Here is an 18,788-nt window from a genome sequence, read left to right as displayed (position 1 = left end):
GTGCCCGAACTGCCCGTTCTGCCAAAGTTATAGCCTCTGATTCAAGATCTGGCCAGAACTTTGGCAACAAGGGCAGTTGCCCCTGGGCTTGAACATGAGTTGAACATGAGAAAGCCCCTCCTGCTCAGGCAGAAGGGGCTGGAAAGCTTGAGGCTCTTAAGTCCTAAGCCTTAGTCCTCATCGGAGGACGTGGAGAGGGTGGACGTCGGGTCGTCGAGCTTGAGCTCGCGAGCCGCCTTTTCCACGGTGCTGCGCTCCACCTTGCCCTCGCGAGCCAAGCCCTCGAGGACTGCGACGACGATGGACTCGGCGTCGGTGTTGAAGTAGCGGCGGGCACCCTCGCGGGTATCAGAGAAGCCGAAGCCGTCTGCACCCAGGACGATGTAGTCACCCGGGACGTAGGGGCGAATCTGCTCCTGCAGGTCCGTGGCGAAGTCGGAGACACCAACGAACGGTCCCTCGAAGCCCTTGAGCTGGGAGGTGGCGAATGCCTCGGTCGGCTCAACGCCCTTGCGCAGAGCTTCCTTGTTGCGGGCAGCGCCGTCGCGCGCCAGCTTGACCCACGAGGTGACGGAGAACAGCGACGCCTTGACGTCGTAGCTTTCAGCCAGGATTTCCTGTGCGCGCAGGGCCTCGTACATGCCCACACCGGAGGCCAGGATGTTGGCCGGGATGGAGCCGGACTCAGCGGTGTTGTAGTGGTAGATGCCCTTGTGCAGGCCCTCGACGTCGAGGTTCTCCGGCTCGGCAGGCTGCTTGACCGGCTCGTTGTACACGGTGATGTAGTACATGATCGGCTCGTTGTCCTCGCCGTACATGCGCTCGATACCGCGCGGAACCAGGTGTGCAATCTCGTAGCCGAAGGCTGGGTCGTAGACCTCCACGGCCGGGTTGGTCGATGCCAGGATCGGCGAGTGGCCGTCCATGTGCTGCAGGCCCTCGCCGGTCAGGGTGGTGCGGCCGGCGGTAGCGCCGATGATGAAGCCGCGGCCCAGCTGGTCGCCGGCGGCCCAGAAGGCATCGCCGGTGCGCTGGAAGCCGAACATCGAGTAGAAGATGTACAGCGGAATCATCGCCTCGCCCTGGGTGGCGTAGGAAGTAGCAGCTGCGGTGAAGGAGGCGGCTGCGCCTGCCTCAGAAATACCCTCGTGCAGAATCTGGCCGTCGGCAGCCTCGCGGTAGGAGAGCATGAGGTCATGATCCACCGGGACGTAGTTCTGGCCGCGCGGGTTCCAGATCTTCAGGGTGGGGAACCAGGAGTCCATGCCGAAGGTGCGGGCCTCATCCGGAATGATCGGAACGACGCGCTTGCCCAGCTCCTTATCGCGCATGAGCTCCTTGAAGGTACGCACCAGAGCCATGGTCGTTGCCACGTCCTGCTTGCCCGAGCCCTTGCGCACCGAGCGCAGCTTGGACAGATCCGGGGTGGTGAGAGTCTCGAAGTTCTCACGGCGCTCCGGCAAGAAGCCACCCAACTCGTTGCGGCGCTCCAGCATGTACTTGATTTCCGGGGCGTCCTTGCCCGGGTGGTAGTACGGCGGCAGGTACGGATCGGCTTCGAGCTGCTCGTCGCTGATCGGGATTCCCTGCTTATCGCGGAAGAGCTTCAGATCCTCCAGCGTCAGTTTCTTCATCTGGTGGGTCGCGTTGCGGCCCTCGAAGTTGTGGCCCAAGCCGTAGCCCTTAATGGTGTGGGCCAGGATGACCGTCGGGCGGCCGGTGCCCGCGTAGCTCAGCGCCTTGTCGTATGCGGCGTAGATCTTGCGGTAGTCGTGGCCGCCGCGGCGCAGTGCCCAAATCTCATCATCGGACATGTCCTCAACCAGCTTGAGCGTGCGCTCATCACGGCCGAAGAAGTGCTCGCGGACGTAGGCGCCGTCGTTAGCCTTGAAGGTCTGGTAGTCGCCATCAGAGGTGGTGTTCATGATGTTGACCAGGGCGCCGTCCTTATCGGCTTCAAGCAGCTTGTCCCAGCCGCGGCCCCAAACAATCTTGATGACGGACCAGCCAGCGCCGCGGAAGAAGGACTCCAGCTCCTGAATGATCTGGGTATTGCCGCGCACCGGGCCGTCGAGACGCTGCAGGTTACAGTTGACCACGAAGGTCAGGTTGTCCAGCTCGTAGAGGGACGCCATCTGCAGCAGACCGCGGGACTCCGGCTCATCCATCTCGCCGTCGCCGAGGAAGGCCCAGACGTGCTGCTTGGAGGTGTCCTTAATGCCGCGCTTCTCCAGATACTTGTTGAAGCGTGCCTGGTAGATGGCGTTGATGGGGCCAAGGCCCATGGACACGGTGGGGAATTCCCAGAAGTCCGGCATCAGGCGCGGGTGCGGGTAGGACGGCAGGCCCTTGCCTTCGCCGCGCGAGTGCTCCTGGCGGAAACCGTCGAGGTCTTCCTCGGTGAGGCGGCCTTCCATGAAGGCGCGTGCGTAGACGCCCGGTGAAGCGTGGCCCTGGAAGAAGACCTGGTCACCGCCGGAGGGATCGTCCTTGCCCTTGAAGAAGTGGTTCAAGCCCACCTCATACAGCGGGGCAGCGCCTGCGTACGTGGAAATGTGTCCACCGACGCCGATGCCCGGGCGCTGTGCGCGGTGCACCATGATGGCCGCGTTCCAGCGGATCCAGCGGCGGTAGCGCTTCTCCAATTCCTCATCGCCCGGGAACTCCGGCTCGAGGGAGGTTGGGATGGTGTTGACAAAATCCGAGGACGTTAGGGACGGCAACGGCACGCGCTTGGCGGTAGCGCGCTCAAGAAGACGCAGCATGAGGTAGCGGGCGCGCTCCGGATCGGAAGAGTCCAGCAGACCGTCGAGGGAGTCCATCCACTCGCGGGTTTCTTCCGGGTCGGAGTCGTGCAGGTATGCTGCCACGCCATCGCGAACGATGGGGAAGTTGGAGTCGCCGTTGTGGGCGTCCAAGTCGGCCATTAAATCCTCCTGGTTCGTAGTACAAAGATCTGTTCCTAGGATACGCGCCGCTTTCACGGCGGGGCATTTGGAGGCCCCCAGGGGTGGTTTTATGGGGGAAAATGTCCACCACTGGGGAAGATCGGGGGAGGTTCGTCGCGAAAAAGTGCACCGTAGACGTTAAAATACTCTGCATGACATCAACTACTTCATCGGAAGGAACTCAGCGAGTGACGGGATTTGCAGCCAAGCTCGGCATCGAAGAGGGGCAGATTGCTCTGGAGCTTGGCTGGGACGAGGACTGTGACTCCACGATTTCTGAGTCCATCGAGGACGTGTTGGGGGAGGATTTCCTCGATGAGGAGACTGACGAGCTGTGTGACCTCGTGCTGCTGTGGTGGCGCGCGGAGGACGGCGATTTGGTCGATGGGCTGGTCGATGCCACCCGTCCCCTGGGTGATTCCGGTCGTATCTGGCTGCTGACCCCAGGCGCTGGAAAGCCGGGCAACCTCGAGCCCGGTGAGATCTCCGAATCCGCACAGCTGGCTGGTCTGGTGCAGACCAAGGCTGAGCGCCTCGGTGAGTGGCAGGGCTCCTGCCTTGTGGCCCGCGGCTACACCAAGAAGCCTTAAGGAGTATCGCAGGTTATGCCTGCTCACGCGGCATTTGCAGCGACTAGTTACACCCTGATTTGTTGCTGCGGGTGCCCATAGGCTAATCTTGTGCGAGCACACAGTGCACTGCGGCTTTAGCTCAGCTGGAAGAGCAACTGGTTTACACCCAGTAGGTCGGGGGTTCGATCCCCTCAGGCCGCACAAAACAGCAGGTCAGGCCCCCTTTTCGGGGGGTTTGGCCTCTTTGTGTTTCCACCGTTTCCCCTGCACAGGGCGATTTCAGTATAACCCAACCACCGAAACGTGTACCCCCGCCCGAGTACATGTATCGGGGGAGATATTGCACGCTAATGGCACGGAATTCATGGGGCGCTACGCGCGAATTACCAAGCGGACGCTGGCAGGCCACTTACCAAGGGCCGGACAAACAACGCTACAAAGCGCCGGACACATTCAGAGACCGGCTAGACGCAATGGCGTGGCTAGCTGCGGTGCGCAAGGAGATAGACCTAGGCGCGTGGGAACCACCGGTGGTGAAGAAAACACAGACCAAAATTCCTACGGTAGGGGAAATGGTGAGGCATTGGCTGGCGTTGACCAAGCCACAGGTGCGGGATTCAACGTACAAGGCATACGAAGAATTCGTAACAGCACGGGTGCTAGGAAATGAAACGCTGTGCGCTATTCCAGTAGATAAACTCACGCCGGTAGCCGTCGCAGCGTGGTGGCAAGAAACTGTACAGGCATTTCCGGCATCGAACCACCGCAACGCAAGGGCGTATCACAAACTAAGGGCTGCGATAGCGCTGGCTGTGGAATACGGTTATCTGCCCACGAACCCGGTTGCGATAAGCGCCGCCAGGACAAGGGCTAAATCAAAGGCCAAGGAACTTCCAACCACAGCGGAGCTTAGGGCCATTCTGGACAACGTTCCAGAGCGCTACCGGCTTATAACCGTGTTGTGCCTCTTCCACGGGCTTCGGATAGGCGAAGCATTAGCCGTGAAGAACAAACACTTCGTATTCGACACCAACGGGGCCAGCGTGCGGGTTGAGGGGAACCTTGTCAGAGTCCCCAATGGCAAAGGTGGTGTGAAGATGGCGTTTCATCCTCCGAAGACAAACGCCGGATACCGCACGGTGCCGTTGCTTCGTGAATTCGTTCCGGTGGTGATTCGGCATCTCAAAACTTTTGCTACGCACCCAGAGGAATACGCAACGCTTACTAAAGCCGGTGCGGTGGTCTTTGATACTTCCTACCGCAGCGTGTTCAACAGAGCTAAACAACGCGCCGGGATTGATAAGCCCATCACGCCACACTACGGCCGGAACTTCATCATCACGCGCCTTGCAGAGGCAGGCGCAACCCCTAGGGAGATAGGGAGAATCCTAGGCCAGGAAGATGTATCAACCATTGTTAACGTCTATATGAAGTCAAGAGAGGCCCGGCCAGTAGAGCTTATGCGCCGGGTAGACCTTGACGATTAGACGTTGTTGGGGCAATGAGGCTTAGGCTCATTGCACAGGACGGTGTGTGTAGCCCTTCGTAGTCTGAATACTCAGGTCTACCAACTTCCTTCGTGGGAAAGCGTTGTTGCTTTCCCCTTCGGAACACTATTGTCCTTGGTGGCCTATGCCGAAGCTCACCGCTTCTGCCTAGTCCACAACCACACCGCCCCCTTCGCAGGTGCTGAACCTGCTCAGGTGGGTAACCTACCTCCCTTTGGTCGGTATAACGCCTACGGTAGCGGCATAAGCCCTTATGCCACTCCCTTGGTTCTTAGAGTCCTTCGTGGAGCAGCCATAGCCTGCTCCCCTTCGGGGTGTTCATCGTTCGCATCAACGACCGCCTAAGCCGGTCGCTAATACTCACTCTCCGAAGAAAGCGTAGCGCCAAACAAGTTTGTCGCTAGAGGATAAACGAACGAAGTGAGTGTATAAGGAGCCCGATTTCCCGAATCCCACGCCTGTGACCTGCGGAAACGTAAACCAAAGGGAAAACAGTTTCCCGCATAGTAACGCTGTGACCTGCACAAACGTAGAAAACGGGAAAACCTAGGATTGTACAAATCCCGCCGTCGCATCCCATGCCAGAGTGCTCATGCCGTTGAGTTTCTTCTTTACGGATTCGACGCTAAAGGGCCTACCGCGATTGTTCTCGAAACCGCGCTTGGTCAACTCAGCTACCACAGCTTCACACACCGCTTTCTTCGTGGTGGGGCCAGGGATTGATTTAGCAATCTCAGCCATAGCAGCCTCTGCCGCGTCTGTGTCCGTTGCCGCCTTCGGTTGTTGAGAATCGACCAGGCTTAACCTTCCATTGTTGCCTAAGGTGACCTTCACAGGCTCATCAAAGCCACCGGCGATATTGCCGTTAAACCTCAGGGTGGTAAACGCTTTGTTACCCGCCATCTTGAATCCGACAAGATGACGCATAAGGCCAGCGATAGAACTATGCCCACTCGCAGCGCCTACGGGGTCTCCGTTGTAGCCCTTATTAGCGTGATGCACGAACAGGACAGGGACGTTAGCAGCGTTGAATCTGCTGGCCACGGACAGAATAACCCCAACCGCGTCTAGGGAATTTGTATCAACGCCTCTGCTCGCGCACAGGCCAGGAATATGGTCAACAACGACTAGTGCCAGGTTGCCAGCCTCTGCGGCTGCGTACGAACTCTCTGGCACTGTACCGCCAGCGGCGGCCTGGTCAATCCACACACGATTAATGTCAGCGTCTGCGGCTATGAGACGGCTTAGATTCTCCTTCGGGCCGTTGGATTCGGTGGTGACGAATAAAACGTTTCCCGGCGCGCTACCGCGTGTTGAATCTACACCAAGAACAGGCCTGCCGCGTGTGATAGCAGCCGCTACCTCTACAGCGGTTTGAGACTTACCAGACTTCGGCGCACCGACAAACATGGTGTAGGAATCACAGAGAATTCCCGGGTAAATCCATTCATCTAAATCGTTGTCAAATAAATTCAACCAATCCTGTGCGGAACGCTCCGGTAGTAGTGAAGAGAAATACTCATCCACCATTGCCTGCACCTCGTCATCTGTGTATCCGGTGTTATTCAATGAAATCTCCTTCATATCGAAAACTAGTTGTCCATGCCTAAGGCCCCGGTGCGGGGCATCCACACCGGGGTAATCAAAGCAAGACTTAGGCCATGGCAAACGTCCTAAGCCACTGGCAGTAGCCCATCTGCGGCGGCGGCGTAACCGCGTCATCCTCCGTGTCGGTGAACTCGGCTCGCGCCGGGACAAGGGGCGTACCAAAACCATCAACACCTGCCATGCCATCGCCTAGGCCAGCGTATGAAGCAATCGGGGCCAGGTGCTCCGGTGCGTTGAGATACCGCGTTACCGCGCGGTGGTCGTGCTTGTAACCGTTGTACGAAGCAGCGCACGGCACGATATTCCCGGCGGTGTGGCCAGCGCTGCCCTTAACAGCCAACGCTTCAATATGGTCAAGCTGGCGCGTGTTCGGTAGGCCAGGTTCGCGGGTTAAATCAACGCCGGTGTAGTAACAACGCCACGGGTCAATCCCGTTGCGTTCCCACGTTTTTAGCAGATGTTCGACGCTGAACCTCTTACGTCGTCTGCCTGCCTTAGCAGCACGCTTGAAACCGTTATCCAATGCGCCTTGCAATCCGTCGTTGCGGTTGTGGCGCTCACGGGCGCTGGCGTTGCGGCATTCCTTGCACCGGCCAGCTTTGCCGTTGGCTCCGGTACGGTCATTATCAAAGCCGGATTCGAGTGGCTTCACCTCACCGCAGCGTGTGCATTGGCGTAGCCCAATTTCTGCTAGCTCCGCTCGGCGTGTGCGGAACTCTGCCATAGTAGTCGTTCTCGGAATCGTTTATCTTCCTCTCTCAAAGCGGAGGGCGCTTGCGCAAATTCAGTGCATCGACTAAGGTTGCTACCAACGCCCTCAGGGTGAACAGACCAAACTCAGAATTAAAAAAGACCACCCGTCAAGTAGCAGCTTGCCGGGAGTTTAGGCATTTCTGAGCACTCCTCAGTATGCCCTATGGCACACGCCGTTGTCAAGTTTTTGACGAATTAAATTCATCGACTTCGCAACCCCGGCGCGGGTTTGCAGGCGCAATACGCTTCGGTGGTGATACCGGGGGCGGGGGCATGGCCCCTGCCCCTATCGGGTGTGTGTTTGACGTGCTAGAGGTGTCCACAGCTCTGTGAATCGTGCACGGGTGCCGCGTTGTTAGCGGGGGACGCTAGCGGTGTGGCGGCTCCGTGTTGCCGTTGTCCGTGCCAAAGTGCAAGCCTAGGTGTTGCAATCCCAACTCAACCACAAACCTGCGGCAAAGCCTGCCTAATCCAAACCCAGTGTGTGCACGGTAGTCCCTGCGAGGGTGTCCGATAGACTATACCCCTGCGGACACCGGGGGCGGTGTACGTATCCCCTGTACGATAGGGTGCTAATCCCTATTTATTGACACTGTGTACGCCGGGTTATAGACTCCAACGTACACCCCGGTACATTCTCACAAAGGACGCTAAGCAAATGTCAGTAATCGGATACCAGCGCGTAAGTTCATACGGACAAAACGAAGAACGCCAATTATCAGATGTAGATGTAGACGAAATGTTTACGGACAAGGCCAGCGGCAAAGACACAAACCGCCCGCAGCTTAGTGCTGCTATCCGCTACGCCCGCAAGGGGGACGTGTTCGTGGTGCACTCTATGGACAGACTCGCACGCAACATCGTTGACCTACGCGGGATAGTGGAAGAACTAAACGCCAAGGGCGTTACCGTCCGCTTTGTCAAAGAAAATTTAGAGTTCACCGGTGAAGACTCGCCCATGTCTAACCTGTTGCTGAACATGCTAGGTGCAGTCGCTGAGTTTGAACGCTCCATGATTAAGGAGCGCCAGCGGGAGGGTATCGCTATTGCAAAGGCCAAAGGAAAATACAAGGGCCGTAAACCGTCGCTAACTCCGGCACAGGTCAATGAAGTTGTAGAGCTTAAAGCCAGCGGCGTATCAATCGCAGAAATCGCCCGTCGCTACGGCGTATCACGTCCTAGCATCTATCGTGCTTTGGAAAATAACTAAAACGCACCGTGCGCGGGGTGTATTGGGTAATATGAACAAGTCTCTATCGATTAAGTAAAGGAAGTGACATGCTTACTAACGCAGCTGAATTTTTCATCGCAAACCCGGATATGATTAATCCGGAGGCCGTTAAGTTGGTTGCCGGTGTATTCTTCGGTGGCCTTGCGGCACTCGCTCTAGGTGTTGGTTCCAGCATTGCAGGACCAACCGCGCTACTGGCATCCTCTATGGCAGGCGCATAAGTCTACAAAGCCAGAAACGCCCCGGTACCTTGAAAAAGGGCCGGGGCATTCGTATTCCTAGACTACGTAAACCTGTGTCGCTGTAGTTCCGGAAACGCTGGTACTAATCCGCGTCATATCTTGGCTAGCTATCCATTCGGTTACAGACGCCGGTACATGCTTTGGATACGGCAATTCGTAGGTAAGGCGAACACCGTTGGCTAGCGTTTCGAGTTTGTAGTTAAACACCGGGGATAAACCACCTCTCGCGCTCACGGCCAGAAACGAAATAGTCGTTATCGCCTTCGTCATCGTGCAGCACGCACAGCCCGGCGCGCCGGGTGTATCCCAACACCGAGGCCACCAGCGGGTGCCAGTCTTGCAGCACAGCGTCATGCGATAGCTGTAGCCGTCCCTCCACGTTGTTCACGCTCACCAAGAACGGGATACTCAGCCCGTCCAACTTCGTCGCTGTATCCATTACAGGCGCTCCTTAATCTCCTTATTGCACGTTTATTGCACGCGCATGGTTTGGTAGAGTTTCTACCCAATGCAGGAGCGCTAAAAACACCGCTAAACAGTGCGTTTACCAACAGGGATAAACCACGGGTTCGATCCCCTCAGGCCGCACCAAATGAAACCCCTTTCCGTTAAGTCGGAGAGGGGTTTCGTCGTGCTCGGAGGGCGCCCGCGGGTGCTCTAGGGCGAAGGCCGCTTTGGTGGTCGGTGTAGATGCGGACTGCTCCGGCTGCTTTGAGTTGGGTGTGTTGGCGTTCGGGGTTTTGGTCAGTAGTGCTGACGCGGGCGTAGCCGATGATTTGGCCGGCAATGCCCGGGGAGTGTTCGGTTGGGGTGTACCCTACTTCACCTCAACTGGAGATAACGACTGTAGACTTGCACCAGGCATAAACGGTTGCTCAGAGCAATCCAAATGCCGAAATTGAAGTGTTATCGGTGTAGTTGACGACGAAAATTGGACAAAGAAAAAGGAGAACACCAATGGCAAAAAATTAACCTTTCTCGATGACCAGTTTGCGGAATTAGGCTATAAGCGCAAGTACACTTGGGGGGCATGCTGGTTCAAAGAACTATCAAAAGGACTCGTCTTCTACATCTATGGCGGAATTGACCGTTCGATTGCAGGCATTGACGATGTCGGCTTCGCCTACGGCGCGAGTGCTAAGCCCCTTGCCAAACTCGACCATTCATTACGGAAAAACAGTTCCGTCCGAGGCAGCGGATCCGTCGAAACACGGGCAAAAATAATGAGCCAACGCAAAGCCATCATCGAATGGGCCTACAGCAGCCAAGAAGTCGAAACTGAGACCTTCGGCCCGAAGTGGCAACAGCTCACCCCAGAACAATTCAACCTAGTGGGCCTAGAAACACGACCCGGCAAATGGAGCGATGTGGAAGAACTCGAACATCTTCGTCAAGGTGTTGACGACTACATCGCCAAACACAGCTAACCTCAAACGACTTCAACGAAGGACACCCCATGAGCTTCGACATCATGATCATCGAACCGACCACCGTACCCACATCTACCCATGCTGCCTTTATGTCCTGGTACGAAGAGACCACGGAATGGAGCGACGATCGAGATTATTCCACTACCGATGGCTCCACCGACTCTATTGCGGCGTTTTACAACGCCATCACTGAACACTTCCCTGATCTCAACGCCGCCGACGACCTCGACGATGAAGACGATGATGACACAACCGCCGATTACACCATCGGCGACGATTTCCTCTACATCGGCTTCGACTACGCCGTCGCCGAAGACGCAGCACAACGCTGCCTCGAACTCGCCAAAGCCAACAACCTTGCCTTCATTGACATCAGCGGCACCACCACCATCCACTTCCCCGACGGCAGCACACTCGCCCACTAACCAACTGCCAGGCACAACAATCTCCTGAATCAATGCCCGAGGACAAACACGTCACTTGGGCATTACCGCAGACACCCCAAAAACTCTGAAAGCAAGCCCACTTCAATGAGGTGGCCCCGAGTGTGTAGATGCACTTGATGAGGGGTGCGCTGGGTGTCGAATGCAAAGATCCGTCGGCAGGTACTTATCGGCCTTATCCGGTAGTGGGATACCTAAGTTTTCGGCAGGGTTAAACGGGATAAGCCCCTGCACTACAGCTTGTTTAAGCGCCTGACGTAGCCGAATGTAGCGCTTATGGTTTTGCGCGTACTTATCGGGGAAGTCCCAACTGACATGCTCCCACCATTCCAGAATGTCGGCACGGGTTAGCTTTGCTAGTGCAATGTGCTGTAGCTGTCCGGAATTCATGCCCGCTAGGAAGTCGCCTGTTAGCCGGTAGTAAACGTGCTCTTGGTACTTCTCGTGGGTAGACCGCTTCCACCGCTTTGCTTGGGTTGGGGAGTTGTAGAAACGGTTGATCCAGTCACCAACGGTTAAGCTCTGCTGTTCCTTGAGCTTGCCGCGCTGCTTCGGCGGAATCCATTCCGTATACCCTTTGCGGCATGCCTCAAGGTGTTCTTCTTCGCGGGCAAGCCATTATTCCGCTTGTTTGCGCGTATTGAATCCGTAGCCGGGGGTGTACGTCAGGTAATCGGATTACTTTCACTGGACGCATGAAACTTATCTAAGTATGCAGCAGTACCCAACTCTGCAACTGGAGAAATAGATACAGGAGACGGTGGGCCATGCAGTGCATAAAGTTGGTTAAGTAGGGAGAATTTTCCTTATCGCCCACAGTTGAATACTCAGAAAAGATATTCATGCAATAAATAACGGTTCTCACAAAAGGAGTATTTATGTCCACAAGTAAAGATGAATCTCAATCCGCACAAGAAGGCGAAACTCCCCCTGCGAAGCAAGAAGGCACTCCGCAGCAAGACGTAGACAAGAAGATTAAGCCGAAACAGTCTCAGCAAGTGGCGAACGATATAAAGTGGGTGCCGTTTTTGATCGGCTTTCACCTCGTTACACGAGCTCTCAATCGCTTATCTTTAAGACGTCCGTCGGCCCTTAGGCAAGAAGAACGCGAGGTAAGAAGTGCAAATTGGCATTGCTTCTCAGACGCTGAACTGCACAGATATGGGAACCTGGGGATAATCACTTATCAAACACTCCTCTTCTTGATTAATAACTATTCTGTGCTTGTCGGTGATGTGGAAGGAGAAGTTCCCAGAATTATCAAGGGTGTGGCCGCGACGATATTCGTCTTACTGGGAGTATCGTCAGTATTTTTCTATTATCTCGCTGCCGATAGAACGAGCCCTATAACGTCATCGAGAAACAAACCTGCCTTATGGTTGTTCCTTCTTGCGTTGTTATTTGCTGCCCCTGCGGTTCCGATGTTTATTTGGACTAACCCCGGAGAGCACATATGGATCAAGCTAGTAGTAGGTACTGTTTGTCAATTTGCTGCTGGATGTGTTGGATGGAGGGCGTCGAACCTTATCCCCTCGCCTTCCGCTGGGAACAGTAAGGAGTCGGCTTGACTGACATTGTTCGTGAAGCCCAAGGCGCGCACCTGTGCGCCTTGTTTATCAAAGCCCACGGGGATACTGGAGACTACGAGTACGAACACTCGATAGGAATCAGAAAAGGCCCCATGAAGTAACAAACCGTGTACCCGCCCCGCGACACGCCGCACGGACACACATTCTGCTACTTAACCCTAAAATGCCGCTACTAATCTCGATCAGGATTGCGGTTGGGGAACTCAATCTTTTTAACCGTTTTGCTTGGAATGTGGAAATTGCCAAATTTATCCGATATATGTTTACGTGTTTCGGGCTGGTCTCTTCGATTATTTGTTAGAAGTGATATGAAGGATGTAAAATCCTCGGACACTTGGAAGATTTTCCCTTCATCTTCATATAGTATGCTTCCGATTTTGAATTTCTCGTTTGAGAGGTTGAGTAGAATCTTGTCTTCGGGAGGGTTACTTGCTTCGCAAAAGTAGAATGCCCAGTCATGGAGCCAAGTTGGATCCAATTGGATGGAATTTTCCCATATATCTATTGGTGCTATGTTTCCAAAGAACATGGTTGCTTCAACCTCGAGAAGGGTTGCGTCGTCTGTCTTGAGCTGTACGCGTGAGTAAGCTTCAGAAATAACTCCACCTCCATAGAGTGATAGAAATTCCAGATAGTCTTTAGGTAGAGAGGAATCTGTGCTCCGCTTCAATCTAGATATTTGTTCCTTAGTGAACGGGTTGCTCTTAGTTGAGTAGAAGTCCGACGGAATTTCCATTTATCTATCCTTTCTTTCCCTAAAGGCCAAAACCGCCCTTGTGTGGTGCTCTACGTGCGACCTTCCGACGAGTCCGAGCATGTCGACCCAGTGTGCTGTGTGGTCAACATACCCTTGCGCCAAGGCTAGCCTCGGTGCGAGTCTGTCACCGGGGGAGCGGAAATGCTAAGCAGCACCGTTCCGACCGGCTGATTGGAATGAAGCAAAATCCAAGGGGGTTGCGGATACTGGAAGCCTCCACAACCAGTTTGTGTGTCACCCGCTATCTCAAGTCGCCCGAGTTAAGCCTAGTTGGAACTTGGAGGATTGGCGCCCTGATGTTGGACTTCCTAGAACAATAGCCGAACGATGTAATCCGGGTGAGGGAGACGACTAACCACACAAACCCGCGCTAAAACAGCAAACATGTATTGAGGAGGATGGCATTGATGCGTAAACAGAAAAGCGCAGCCTACTGGTCGAGCGTTACTGTCGTTGTAGTGCTGTTCATCGCAACGCTTGTAATCAATTATCTAGCAGGACTAAGTGCTGATGAATCATACTTTGGAGCACATTGGTGGCATCGTCTGGCGTGGGTTACGCCACTGTTGTTCTTGGCTTCTTTGATTTGGGCCTGGTTCGAGCACAGGAAGGTGCATCGGTATCCGCATTGACCCGTATTTAGTAGCGTCGGGCGTGAATGAGAAGGAAGCCTTTGCGCTTGGGCGAAAGATGCTTTTTGCTCTAGTGGGGAGTGTCGATCGGGCCTAACCCCCGACGCGTCTACTTTCCGGGGTCAGGCCCATGTCGTCGTCCCAGTTGGGAATGCAGTTCTCAGCGGTGCAGCCAGCGGCTTCAAGAATACTGTCGGAAATCTCGGAAATCTCGGTTTCGGTCGCTTCTCGCGTCCACGCAATCGCGTTCATGATCGTCCCCTTTGGGGGTCGAGGCTAGTAGCGCTCCTGGCCGCGCTCACGGATCTTCTCGTAGAAGTCCGGCTTGGCGGAGCCATAGCGTGAGCGGGAGCGGCGCGAAGGCTGCGTGGCAGCCGCAGGCGTCGAAGGCGGGGCAGCAGGCGTCGTAGCATCAGAGTGCTCGCCGGAAGGCTCCTCGTGCTCGGAGCTATTGACGTCCGCAGCCGCATCGGGGGAGCCGGCACCGGTGGCGGCCGCAGTGGCCTCAGCAATCAGGGCATCCTCATCGCGGGCGCGGCGGCGCTCCCGAATCTCAGACCACACGAAATACGCAAACCCCAGCGGCGCCATCACGCCGAAGGCAATCCACTGGTAGCCATAGGACAAGTGGTTGCCGCGGTCCAGCTTTGGAACCGGCAGCGCATGCAGCTCACCCGGCTGCTCGGGGGAGAGTTGGAGGTAGTCGTGGGCAAGGGGGACGTCGACAAGCTCTGCAATCTGCTCCGTATTGATGGAGTAGACCTGCGTGTAACCTTGTTCCTCAATGGGTGCGGAGGTGTGCTTGCGCTCGTCGTAGCGCGCCATGGCCACGATGGTGACCTCGCCCTGCGGGGCCGGGTCGATGTGGGGGACGGAGTTGCCCTCATCCGTGGGCATCCAGCCGCGGTTGACCAGGAACGTCTCACCAGATTCGGTTTCAAAGGGGACCAGCGATTGGAATCCCGGGGCGGATTCCACCGGGCGCAGGCGCAGGAGCACCTCATCCTCCGGGAGGTAGTGGCCGGTTAGCTCCACGCGTTCCCACTCCTTGTGCAAGGATCCATCATCAGAAAAGACTTCGGTGACCGGCTGGGGGTCGGCGTCGTAGGCCTCCTCAATGAGGTGGTTGCGCTCCACAATTTGCGCGTCCTTATTCAGCTGCCACGGAGCGAGCACCGTGAAAGACAAATAGGAAAACGCGACGATGAAGATGAGAAAGAGCACCCACCCAGGCTTGAGGAATGTCTTGAGCATGATGATCAGTCTAGTAGCCGCGCAGAATTATCTAGCCGTGGTTTTCTTTAATCCACTCGAGCAGGCCCGGAACGGAAGCATCGATCTCACTGCGGGTGCGGGCGAAGTCCTCCTCCGTGCCATAGAAAGGATCCTCCACGCTGGCATCCTCCGGGGAGTTCGGATCGAAGCTGCGCATGAGGCGCACCTTGTCTTCCGGGATGCCGCGCTCGATGAGGGCATCGCGGTGGCCGGTGTCCATGGCCACGAAGAGGTCCGCGTCCATATGGTCCGGACCCAACTGGGCGGCCTGGTGGCCGGCGCCATCGTGGCCGCCGCGGCGCAGCTCAGCCACGGCGCGCTCGTCCGCGCCCTGGCCCACGTGCCAGCCGCCGAGGCCGCAGGAGCTCACGCGCGCGAGGAGGTCGAGCATGTCGGTCTCCATGGCGTCGCGTGTGATGATTTCCGCCATGGGTGAGCGGCAAATGTTGCCCGTGCACACGAAGACGATGTGGAGCTGGTTGTCGTTCTCCGGAGGCGTCATGCAAAGGCTCCTTAAGCTAGAGGGGTGCGCTGGCGAACGAAAGCTAGGATATAGCAGCGACGCGACTGACGTGAAACCTCAAGCCAACAAGGAGCAAACGAGATGGCAGAACGAACGACCGTTGGCGAGATCCGCCGCGTAATCCACGAGGCCTACCCGCCGCAGCTGGCCGAGCCCTGGGATGCCGTTGGTCTGGTGTGCGGTGACCCCGCGGACGAGGTGAGCACCGTGGCCTTTGCCTTGGACTGCACCCAGGAAGTGGCAGACAAAGCCGTGGAGCTCGGCGCGCAGATGCTCGTGGTGCATCACCCGCTGCTGCTTCGCGGGGTGACCTCGGTGGCGGCGGATACGCCGAAGGGCAAGGTCATCCACACTCTGATACGCAATGGCGTGGCCCTGTTGGCCGCGCACACCAACGCGGATAAGGCCCGCCCGGGTGTCAACGACAAGCTGGCTGAGCTCGTCGGTATCACGCCCGGCCGCCCCATCGTCCCGGTGGAGCCCTATGAGAACCTCGACGAGGCCTTAGGGCTAGGGCGCGTGGGCGAGCTTGAGCAGCCGGTGACTCTGCGCGAATTCACCCAGCGCGTGGCCGATGCCCTTCCGGAAACCGAATGGGGAGTGCGCGCGGCCGGCGATCCGGAGCGCATGGTGAAGAAAGTTGCCGTCTCCAGTGGCTCGGGGGATTCCTTCCTGGACCAGGCGGCAGCGCTCGGCGTGGACGTCTACGTCACCTCCGATTTGCGCCACCACCCAGTGGACGAGCACCTGCGCGCCGCGCACCTGGCGGAGCCGGAGGGCCCGGCCGTGGTGGATACCGCTCACTGGGCCAGCGAGTTTCCCTGGACTGCCCAAGCGCGCGATATTGTGGAGGGCGCATTGCGCGTGAACACCGAGATCATCGATGTCCGCACCGACCCATGGACGATTTCTGCGCATAAGGAGAACTAAATGAAACTGCCACAGGACCTGCAGAACATCCTGCTGGAGCTGGCCACCCTCGAGCGCTCCCAGGCACACGGTGGAACTACTACCATCCCGGAGCAAGAGGAGTACGAGAAGGCCCAGGCCGCACACGCCCGGCTTGTCGACGCCTCCGGCTCCGCCCAGCTCGCCGTCGACGACATGGAACTGGAGATCTTGCGCATCCAGGCCGACGAGCGCAAGCTACGCCAGCGCGAGCGCGATGACAAGGCGCAGCTTGGTGCTGCGACCGACCCAGAGACCCGCAAGGACCTGGAGCACGATCTCTACGCTGCAAAGTCCCGCATCGCGGATCTTATGAGCGAGCTACAGGAAGCCCATAACGAAATCCACGCACTGCGCGCCAACCTTGATGTTCACGGCGCGAAGGTCTCCGATTCCGAGCGTAAACTCGAAGTACTCAAGCGCGCGGCCGAGGCCGCCCAAGAGGCCGCGGCGAACCGCCCGGATCCGCAGGTGCGCATCGGCGAGCTGCGCGAGCAGCTGCCCGCGGATGTCCTGGAGGAGTACGAGACCGTGCGCGAAGAAAACGGCGTGGGCGCTGCGGCCTTCACCGGGCGTGGTTGCGGTGGTTGCTTCATCGTGCTGCCGCCGGCCGAGCAGAACGCGGTGCGCAACGCTGCTGCCGACGAGGTTCCGCAGTGCAGCGACTGCGGCTCCTACCTGGTGCGCCCGGCCTCATGAAGCTAGTCATCTTTGCTGACGGCGGCTCCCGCGGCAATCCCGGGATCGCCGGCTCCGGAACTGCGGTCTATAACGAGGACCGCTCGCAGCTGCTCAGGGAAATCGCTTACGTCGTGGGCCAGAAGTCCACGAATAACGTGGCCGAATACCACGGGTTGCTGCGCGGTTTGGAGGCCGCGGTGGAGCTGGGCGCGGATGAGGTGGAGTTCTATATGGACTCCAAGCTCGTGGTGGAGCAGATGAACGGGCGCTGGAAGATCAAGCACCCGGACATGCAGAAGCTCGCCATCGAGGCGCGCCGCCTGCTGGATCAGATTCCTAGCTTTAGCCTCGAGTGGGTCCCGCGCGCGAAGAACTCTGTGGCCGATGCGCTTTCCAACGTGGCGATGGACGCCGCCGCGAAGGGCGATCCCGCGGGCATCCTCGACATGGGTTCCGGCGACGGCGCTGAGGCCGTCGCTGCGGATGGTCAGGATGCCAGCGGGGAGGTCGGGGGGACGTCGGCAAGCACGGCGTCCTCTACCGCAGCCGACTGGCGCCCCGAGACCGGACAGTCCACCCGCTTCATCCTGCTGCGCCACGGGCAGACGGCGATGTCCGCCGCCAAGCAGTACTCCGGGCGTGCAAACCCCGAGCTGACCGAGCTGGGCAAGAAGCAAGCGCTCGCCGCTGCCCAAGCCTTGGCCGATACCCACATCGATGCCGTGGTGTGCTCGCCGCTGCGCCGTTGTCAGCAGACGGCTGCCGCCGTGGTTAAGGGCCGTGAGCTGCGTGTGGAAACCGTCGAGGACCTCATCGAGGTGAACTTCGGGCGCTGGGAAGGCAAGACCTTCGCCGAAGCAGATGCCGCCGACCCTGAGCTCCACGCGCGTTGGCTGAAAGATACGTCCGTGGCCTGTCCGGGCGGGGAGTCCCTGCGCGCCGTGCACCGCCGTGTCAGCGCCGCGCGCCGCGAGCTGCAGCAGCGCTATGCAGAGCAGACTGTCCTCGTGGTCTCCCACGTCAACCCCATCAAGTCCTTCGTGCGCCAAGCACTCGATTCCGGACCGCAAACGCCCAACCACCTCTTCCTTGAGCTGGCTTCCTTGAGTGAGGTCGAGTTCTTCGAGGGCGGTAGCACCCTGCACCGTTTCAACGATGTGGGGCATCTGGGCGCGCTGCGATAAACTAACAGGCGCGAATGAGCCGACCGGGCAAACGCGTTCCGTCGAACCGGCCCCATTATGGGGCTAGGCGCGGGCCGAGGAAAGTCCGGACTCCACAGAGCACGGTGGTTGCTAACAGCAACCCGGGGTGACCCGCGGGAAAGTGCAACAGAGAGTAGACCGCCGCGTACCTCCACCGCGTTTCGGCGCGGCGAAAGGGAAGCGGTAAGGGTGAAAGGGTGCGGTAAGAGCGCACCAGCACTGTCAGCGATGGCGGTGGCTGGGTAAACCCCACTGGGAGCAAGGCATCACGGCCCGCCACGCTTGCGGGCCCGATCAGGCGTTAGTAGGTTGCTCGCCGAAGCCTGAAGGTAGCTGCTTGAGCCAACTGGCAACGGTTGGCCTGGATGGATGTTTGCCACCGCGCCACGCGCGCGGCACAGAATCCGGCTTATAGGTTGGCTCATTCGCACCCACGCTTTTAT

At 57.7% G+C, this 18,788-nt stretch carries 20 protein-coding genes, 1 tRNA gene, 1 other RNA gene and 1 pseudogene; 14 read left to right on the top strand and 9 right to left on the bottom strand.

Annotation, left to right across the window (positions count from 1 at the left end; genetic code table 11):
• Positions 1 to 170 precede the first annotated feature (170 nt).
• Positions 171 to 2,927, bottom strand: a complete 2,757-nt coding sequence (aceE, locus tag HMPREF2808_RS01755) for a pyruvate dehydrogenase (acetyl-transferring), homodimeric type (protein WP_070532701.1) — start codon at positions 2,925 to 2,927, stop codon at positions 171 to 173.
• Positions 2,928 to 3,100: 173 nt separating this feature from the next.
• On the opposite strand from aceE, the gene HMPREF2808_RS01750 reads away from it, so the two are divergent.
• The 3 genes from HMPREF2808_RS01750 to HMPREF2808_RS01740 all read left to right on the top strand — a co-directional run bounded on the left by HMPREF2808_RS01750 (position 3,101) and on the right by HMPREF2808_RS01740 (position 5,007).
• Entirely contained in the window at positions 3,101 to 3,538 is a 438-nt protein-coding gene (locus HMPREF2808_RS01750) for a DUF3052 domain-containing protein (protein WP_070517365.1), read from the top strand.
• Between the two features lie 110 nt (positions 3,539 to 3,648).
• Positions 3,649 to 3,721, top strand: a tRNA-Val gene (locus tag HMPREF2808_RS01745).
• Positions 3,722 to 4,050: 329 nt separating this feature from the next.
• Positions 4,051 to 5,007 carry a tyrosine-type recombinase/integrase gene (locus HMPREF2808_RS01740; protein WP_168165062.1) on the top strand — a complete coding sequence of 319 codons (957 nt, stop codon included), beginning with the start codon at positions 4,051 to 4,053 and terminating at the stop codon, positions 5,005 to 5,007.
• A 567-nt stretch (positions 5,008 to 5,574) separates the two neighbouring features.
• Here the strand turns inward: HMPREF2808_RS01740 and HMPREF2808_RS01735 are convergent.
• Both HMPREF2808_RS01735 and HMPREF2808_RS01730 read right to left on the bottom strand, forming a co-directional pair.
• Positions 5,575 to 6,597: an AAA family ATPase gene (locus HMPREF2808_RS01735; RefSeq protein WP_168165061.1), complete on the bottom strand. Its 1,023-nt coding sequence runs from the start codon at positions 6,595 to 6,597 to the stop codon at positions 5,575 to 5,577.
• 85 nt (positions 6,598 to 6,682) lie between these two features.
• On the bottom strand, positions 6,683 to 7,288 hold the full coding sequence (locus HMPREF2808_RS01730; RefSeq protein WP_210386946.1) for a hypothetical protein: 606 nt from the start codon (positions 7,286 to 7,288) through the stop codon (positions 6,683 to 6,685).
• A 759-nt stretch (positions 7,289 to 8,047) separates the two neighbouring features.
• On the opposite strand from HMPREF2808_RS01730, the gene HMPREF2808_RS01725 reads away from it, so the two are divergent.
• On the top strand, positions 8,048 to 8,599 hold the full coding sequence (locus tag HMPREF2808_RS01725; RefSeq protein ID WP_070623346.1) for a recombinase family protein: 552 nt from the start codon (positions 8,048 to 8,050) through the stop codon (positions 8,597 to 8,599).
• 68 nt (positions 8,600 to 8,667) lie between these two features.
• Positions 8,668 to 8,841, top strand: a complete 174-nt coding sequence (locus HMPREF2808_RS13445; RefSeq protein ID WP_168164086.1) for a hypothetical protein — start codon at positions 8,668 to 8,670, stop codon at positions 8,839 to 8,841.
• A 220-nt stretch (positions 8,842 to 9,061) separates the two neighbouring features.
• On the opposite strand, the gene HMPREF2808_RS01720 is transcribed toward HMPREF2808_RS13445, so the two are convergent.
• Together HMPREF2808_RS01720 and HMPREF2808_RS13940 are read right to left on the bottom strand one after the other, a co-directional pair.
• On the bottom strand, positions 9,062 to 9,301 hold the full coding sequence (locus HMPREF2808_RS01720) for a hypothetical protein (RefSeq protein ID WP_070623343.1): 240 nt from the start codon (positions 9,299 to 9,301) through the stop codon (positions 9,062 to 9,064).
• 169 nt (positions 9,302 to 9,470) lie between these two features.
• Positions 9,471 to 9,635, bottom strand: coding sequence for a recombinase family protein (locus HMPREF2808_RS13940; RefSeq protein ID WP_371325871.1), 165 nt, complete (start codon positions 9,633 to 9,635; stop codon positions 9,471 to 9,473).
• 450 nt (positions 9,636 to 10,085) lie between these two features.
• On the opposite strand from HMPREF2808_RS13940, the gene HMPREF2808_RS01715 reads away from it, so the two are divergent.
• The 4 genes from HMPREF2808_RS01715 to HMPREF2808_RS13870 all read left to right on the top strand — a co-directional run bounded on the left by HMPREF2808_RS01715 (position 10,086) and on the right by HMPREF2808_RS13870 (position 12,425).
• Positions 10,086 to 10,289 carry a hypothetical protein gene (locus HMPREF2808_RS01715; RefSeq protein ID WP_070532699.1) on the top strand — a complete coding sequence of 68 codons (204 nt, stop codon included), beginning with the start codon at positions 10,086 to 10,088 and terminating at the stop codon, positions 10,287 to 10,289.
• 29 nt (positions 10,290 to 10,318) lie between these two features.
• On the top strand, positions 10,319 to 10,717 hold the full coding sequence (locus HMPREF2808_RS01710; RefSeq protein WP_070532697.1) for a hypothetical protein: 399 nt from the start codon (positions 10,319 to 10,321) through the stop codon (positions 10,715 to 10,717).
• A gap of 896 nt (positions 10,718 to 11,613) precedes the next feature.
• The gene (locus tag HMPREF2808_RS13260) at positions 11,614 to 12,303 is read left to right on the top strand and encodes a hypothetical protein (RefSeq protein WP_141752570.1); all 690 of its coding nucleotides are present in this window, start codon (positions 11,614 to 11,616) and stop codon (positions 12,301 to 12,303) included.
• On the top strand, positions 12,300 to 12,425 hold the full coding sequence (locus HMPREF2808_RS13870; RefSeq protein WP_256388830.1) for a hypothetical protein: 126 nt from the start codon (positions 12,300 to 12,302) through the stop codon (positions 12,423 to 12,425). The genes HMPREF2808_RS13260 and HMPREF2808_RS13870 overlap by 4 nt, the downstream gene beginning before the upstream one ends.
• A 71-nt stretch (positions 12,426 to 12,496) precedes the next feature.
• Here the strand turns inward: HMPREF2808_RS13870 and HMPREF2808_RS01705 are convergent, their stop codons facing one another.
• Positions 12,497 to 13,060 carry an SMI1/KNR4 family protein gene (locus HMPREF2808_RS01705; RefSeq protein ID WP_070623340.1) on the bottom strand — a complete coding sequence of 188 codons (564 nt, stop codon included), beginning with the start codon at positions 13,058 to 13,060 and terminating at the stop codon, positions 12,497 to 12,499.
• A 205-nt stretch (positions 13,061 to 13,265) separates the two neighbouring features.
• Between HMPREF2808_RS01705 and HMPREF2808_RS13935 the strand changes: the two are divergent.
• A pseudogene (locus HMPREF2808_RS13935) lies at positions 13,266 to 13,436 on the top strand (DUF2599 domain-containing protein); the annotation flags it as partial.
• A 370-nt stretch (positions 13,437 to 13,806) separates the two neighbouring features.
• Here HMPREF2808_RS13935 and HMPREF2808_RS13440 read toward each other — a convergent pair.
• The 3 genes from HMPREF2808_RS13440 to HMPREF2808_RS01695 are packed head-to-tail and all read right to left on the bottom strand — an operon-like array spanning position 13,807 to position 15,490.
• Positions 13,807 to 13,965 carry a hypothetical protein gene (locus HMPREF2808_RS13440; RefSeq protein WP_158011571.1) on the bottom strand — a complete coding sequence of 53 codons (159 nt, stop codon included), beginning with the start codon at positions 13,963 to 13,965 and terminating at the stop codon, positions 13,807 to 13,809.
• Positions 13,966 to 13,989: 24 nt separating this feature from the next.
• On the bottom strand, positions 13,990 to 14,967 hold the full coding sequence (locus HMPREF2808_RS01700) for an SURF1 family cytochrome oxidase biogenesis protein (RefSeq protein WP_070623337.1): 978 nt from the start codon (positions 14,965 to 14,967) through the stop codon (positions 13,990 to 13,992).
• 31 nt (positions 14,968 to 14,998) lie between these two features.
• On the bottom strand, positions 14,999 to 15,490 hold the full coding sequence (locus HMPREF2808_RS01695; protein ID WP_070596512.1) for a low molecular weight protein-tyrosine-phosphatase: 492 nt from the start codon (positions 15,488 to 15,490) through the stop codon (positions 14,999 to 15,001).
• A 102-nt stretch (positions 15,491 to 15,592) separates the two neighbouring features.
• Between HMPREF2808_RS01695 and HMPREF2808_RS01690 the strand changes: the two genes are divergently transcribed.
• The 4 genes from HMPREF2808_RS01690 to rnpB all read left to right on the top strand — a co-directional run bounded on the left by HMPREF2808_RS01690 (position 15,593) and on the right by rnpB (position 18,773).
• Complete coding sequence (locus tag HMPREF2808_RS01690; RefSeq protein ID WP_070623334.1) at positions 15,593 to 16,441, top strand: Nif3-like dinuclear metal center hexameric protein; 849 nt, start codon at positions 15,593 to 15,595, stop codon at positions 16,439 to 16,441.
• Positions 16,442 to 17,158 carry a zinc ribbon domain-containing protein gene (locus tag HMPREF2808_RS01685; protein WP_070596510.1) on the top strand — a complete coding sequence of 239 codons (717 nt, stop codon included), beginning with the start codon at positions 16,442 to 16,444 and terminating at the stop codon, positions 17,156 to 17,158.
• Positions 17,155 to 18,324 carry a bifunctional RNase H/acid phosphatase gene (locus HMPREF2808_RS01680; protein ID WP_070623331.1) on the top strand — a complete coding sequence of 390 codons (1,170 nt, stop codon included), beginning with the start codon at positions 17,155 to 17,157 and terminating at the stop codon, positions 18,322 to 18,324. Before HMPREF2808_RS01685 ends, HMPREF2808_RS01680 begins: the two co-directional genes overlap by 4 nt.
• 15 nt (positions 18,325 to 18,339) lie before the next feature.
• Positions 18,340 to 18,773: RNase P RNA component class A (gene rnpB, locus HMPREF2808_RS01675), an RNA gene on the top strand.
• The last annotated feature ends 15 nt before the right edge of the window (positions 18,774 to 18,788 follow it).

This window comes from Corynebacterium sp. HMSC078A10, from assembly GCF_001811565.1.
Lineage (GTDB): Bacteria > Actinomycetota > Actinomycetes > Mycobacteriales > Mycobacteriaceae > Corynebacterium > Corynebacterium hesseae.
The sequence above is the reverse complement of the archived record's forward strand: the minus strand, read 5'-3'. Positions and strand labels throughout refer to the sequence as shown.

What these genes read in the sequence shown, in the direction of transcription:
- aceE (WP_070532701.1), bottom strand. Translation starts at nt 2,927, where the DNA reads ATGGCCGACTTGGACGCCCACAACGGCGACTCCAACTTCCCCATCGTT.
- HMPREF2808_RS01750 (WP_070517365.1), top strand. Translation starts at nt 3,101, where the DNA reads ATGACATCAACTACTTCATCGGAAGGAACTCAGCGAGTGACGGGATTT.
- HMPREF2808_RS01725 (WP_070623346.1), top strand. Translation starts at nt 8,048, where the DNA reads ATGTCAGTAATCGGATACCAGCGCGTAAGTTCATACGGACAAAACGAA.
- HMPREF2808_RS13445 (WP_168164086.1), top strand. Translation starts at nt 8,668, where the DNA reads ATGCTTACTAACGCAGCTGAATTTTTCATCGCAAACCCGGATATGATT.
- HMPREF2808_RS01720 (WP_070623343.1), bottom strand. Translation starts at nt 9,301, where the DNA reads ATGGATACAGCGACGAAGTTGGACGGGCTGAGTATCCCGTTCTTGGTG.
- HMPREF2808_RS01715 (WP_070532699.1), top strand. Translation starts at nt 10,086, where the DNA reads ATGAGCCAACGCAAAGCCATCATCGAATGGGCCTACAGCAGCCAAGAA.
- HMPREF2808_RS01710 (WP_070532697.1), top strand. Translation starts at nt 10,319, where the DNA reads ATGAGCTTCGACATCATGATCATCGAACCGACCACCGTACCCACATCT.
- HMPREF2808_RS13260 (WP_141752570.1), top strand. Translation starts at nt 11,614, where the DNA reads ATGTCCACAAGTAAAGATGAATCTCAATCCGCACAAGAAGGCGAAACT.
- HMPREF2808_RS01705 (WP_070623340.1), bottom strand. Translation starts at nt 13,060, where the DNA reads ATGGAAATTCCGTCGGACTTCTACTCAACTAAGAGCAACCCGTTCACT.
- HMPREF2808_RS13440 (WP_158011571.1), bottom strand. Translation starts at nt 13,965, where the DNA reads ATGAACGCGATTGCGTGGACGCGAGAAGCGACCGAAACCGAGATTTCC.
- HMPREF2808_RS01700 (WP_070623337.1), bottom strand. Translation starts at nt 14,967, where the DNA reads ATGCTCAAGACATTCCTCAAGCCTGGGTGGGTGCTCTTTCTCATCTTC.
- HMPREF2808_RS01695 (WP_070596512.1), bottom strand. Translation starts at nt 15,490, where the DNA reads ATGACGCCTCCGGAGAACGACAACCAGCTCCACATCGTCTTCGTGTGC.
- HMPREF2808_RS01690 (WP_070623334.1), top strand. Translation starts at nt 15,593, where the DNA reads ATGGCAGAACGAACGACCGTTGGCGAGATCCGCCGCGTAATCCACGAG.
- HMPREF2808_RS01685 (WP_070596510.1), top strand. Translation starts at nt 16,442, where the DNA reads ATGAAACTGCCACAGGACCTGCAGAACATCCTGCTGGAGCTGGCCACC.
- HMPREF2808_RS01680 (WP_070623331.1), top strand. Translation starts at nt 17,155, where the DNA reads ATGAAGCTAGTCATCTTTGCTGACGGCGGCTCCCGCGGCAATCCCGGG.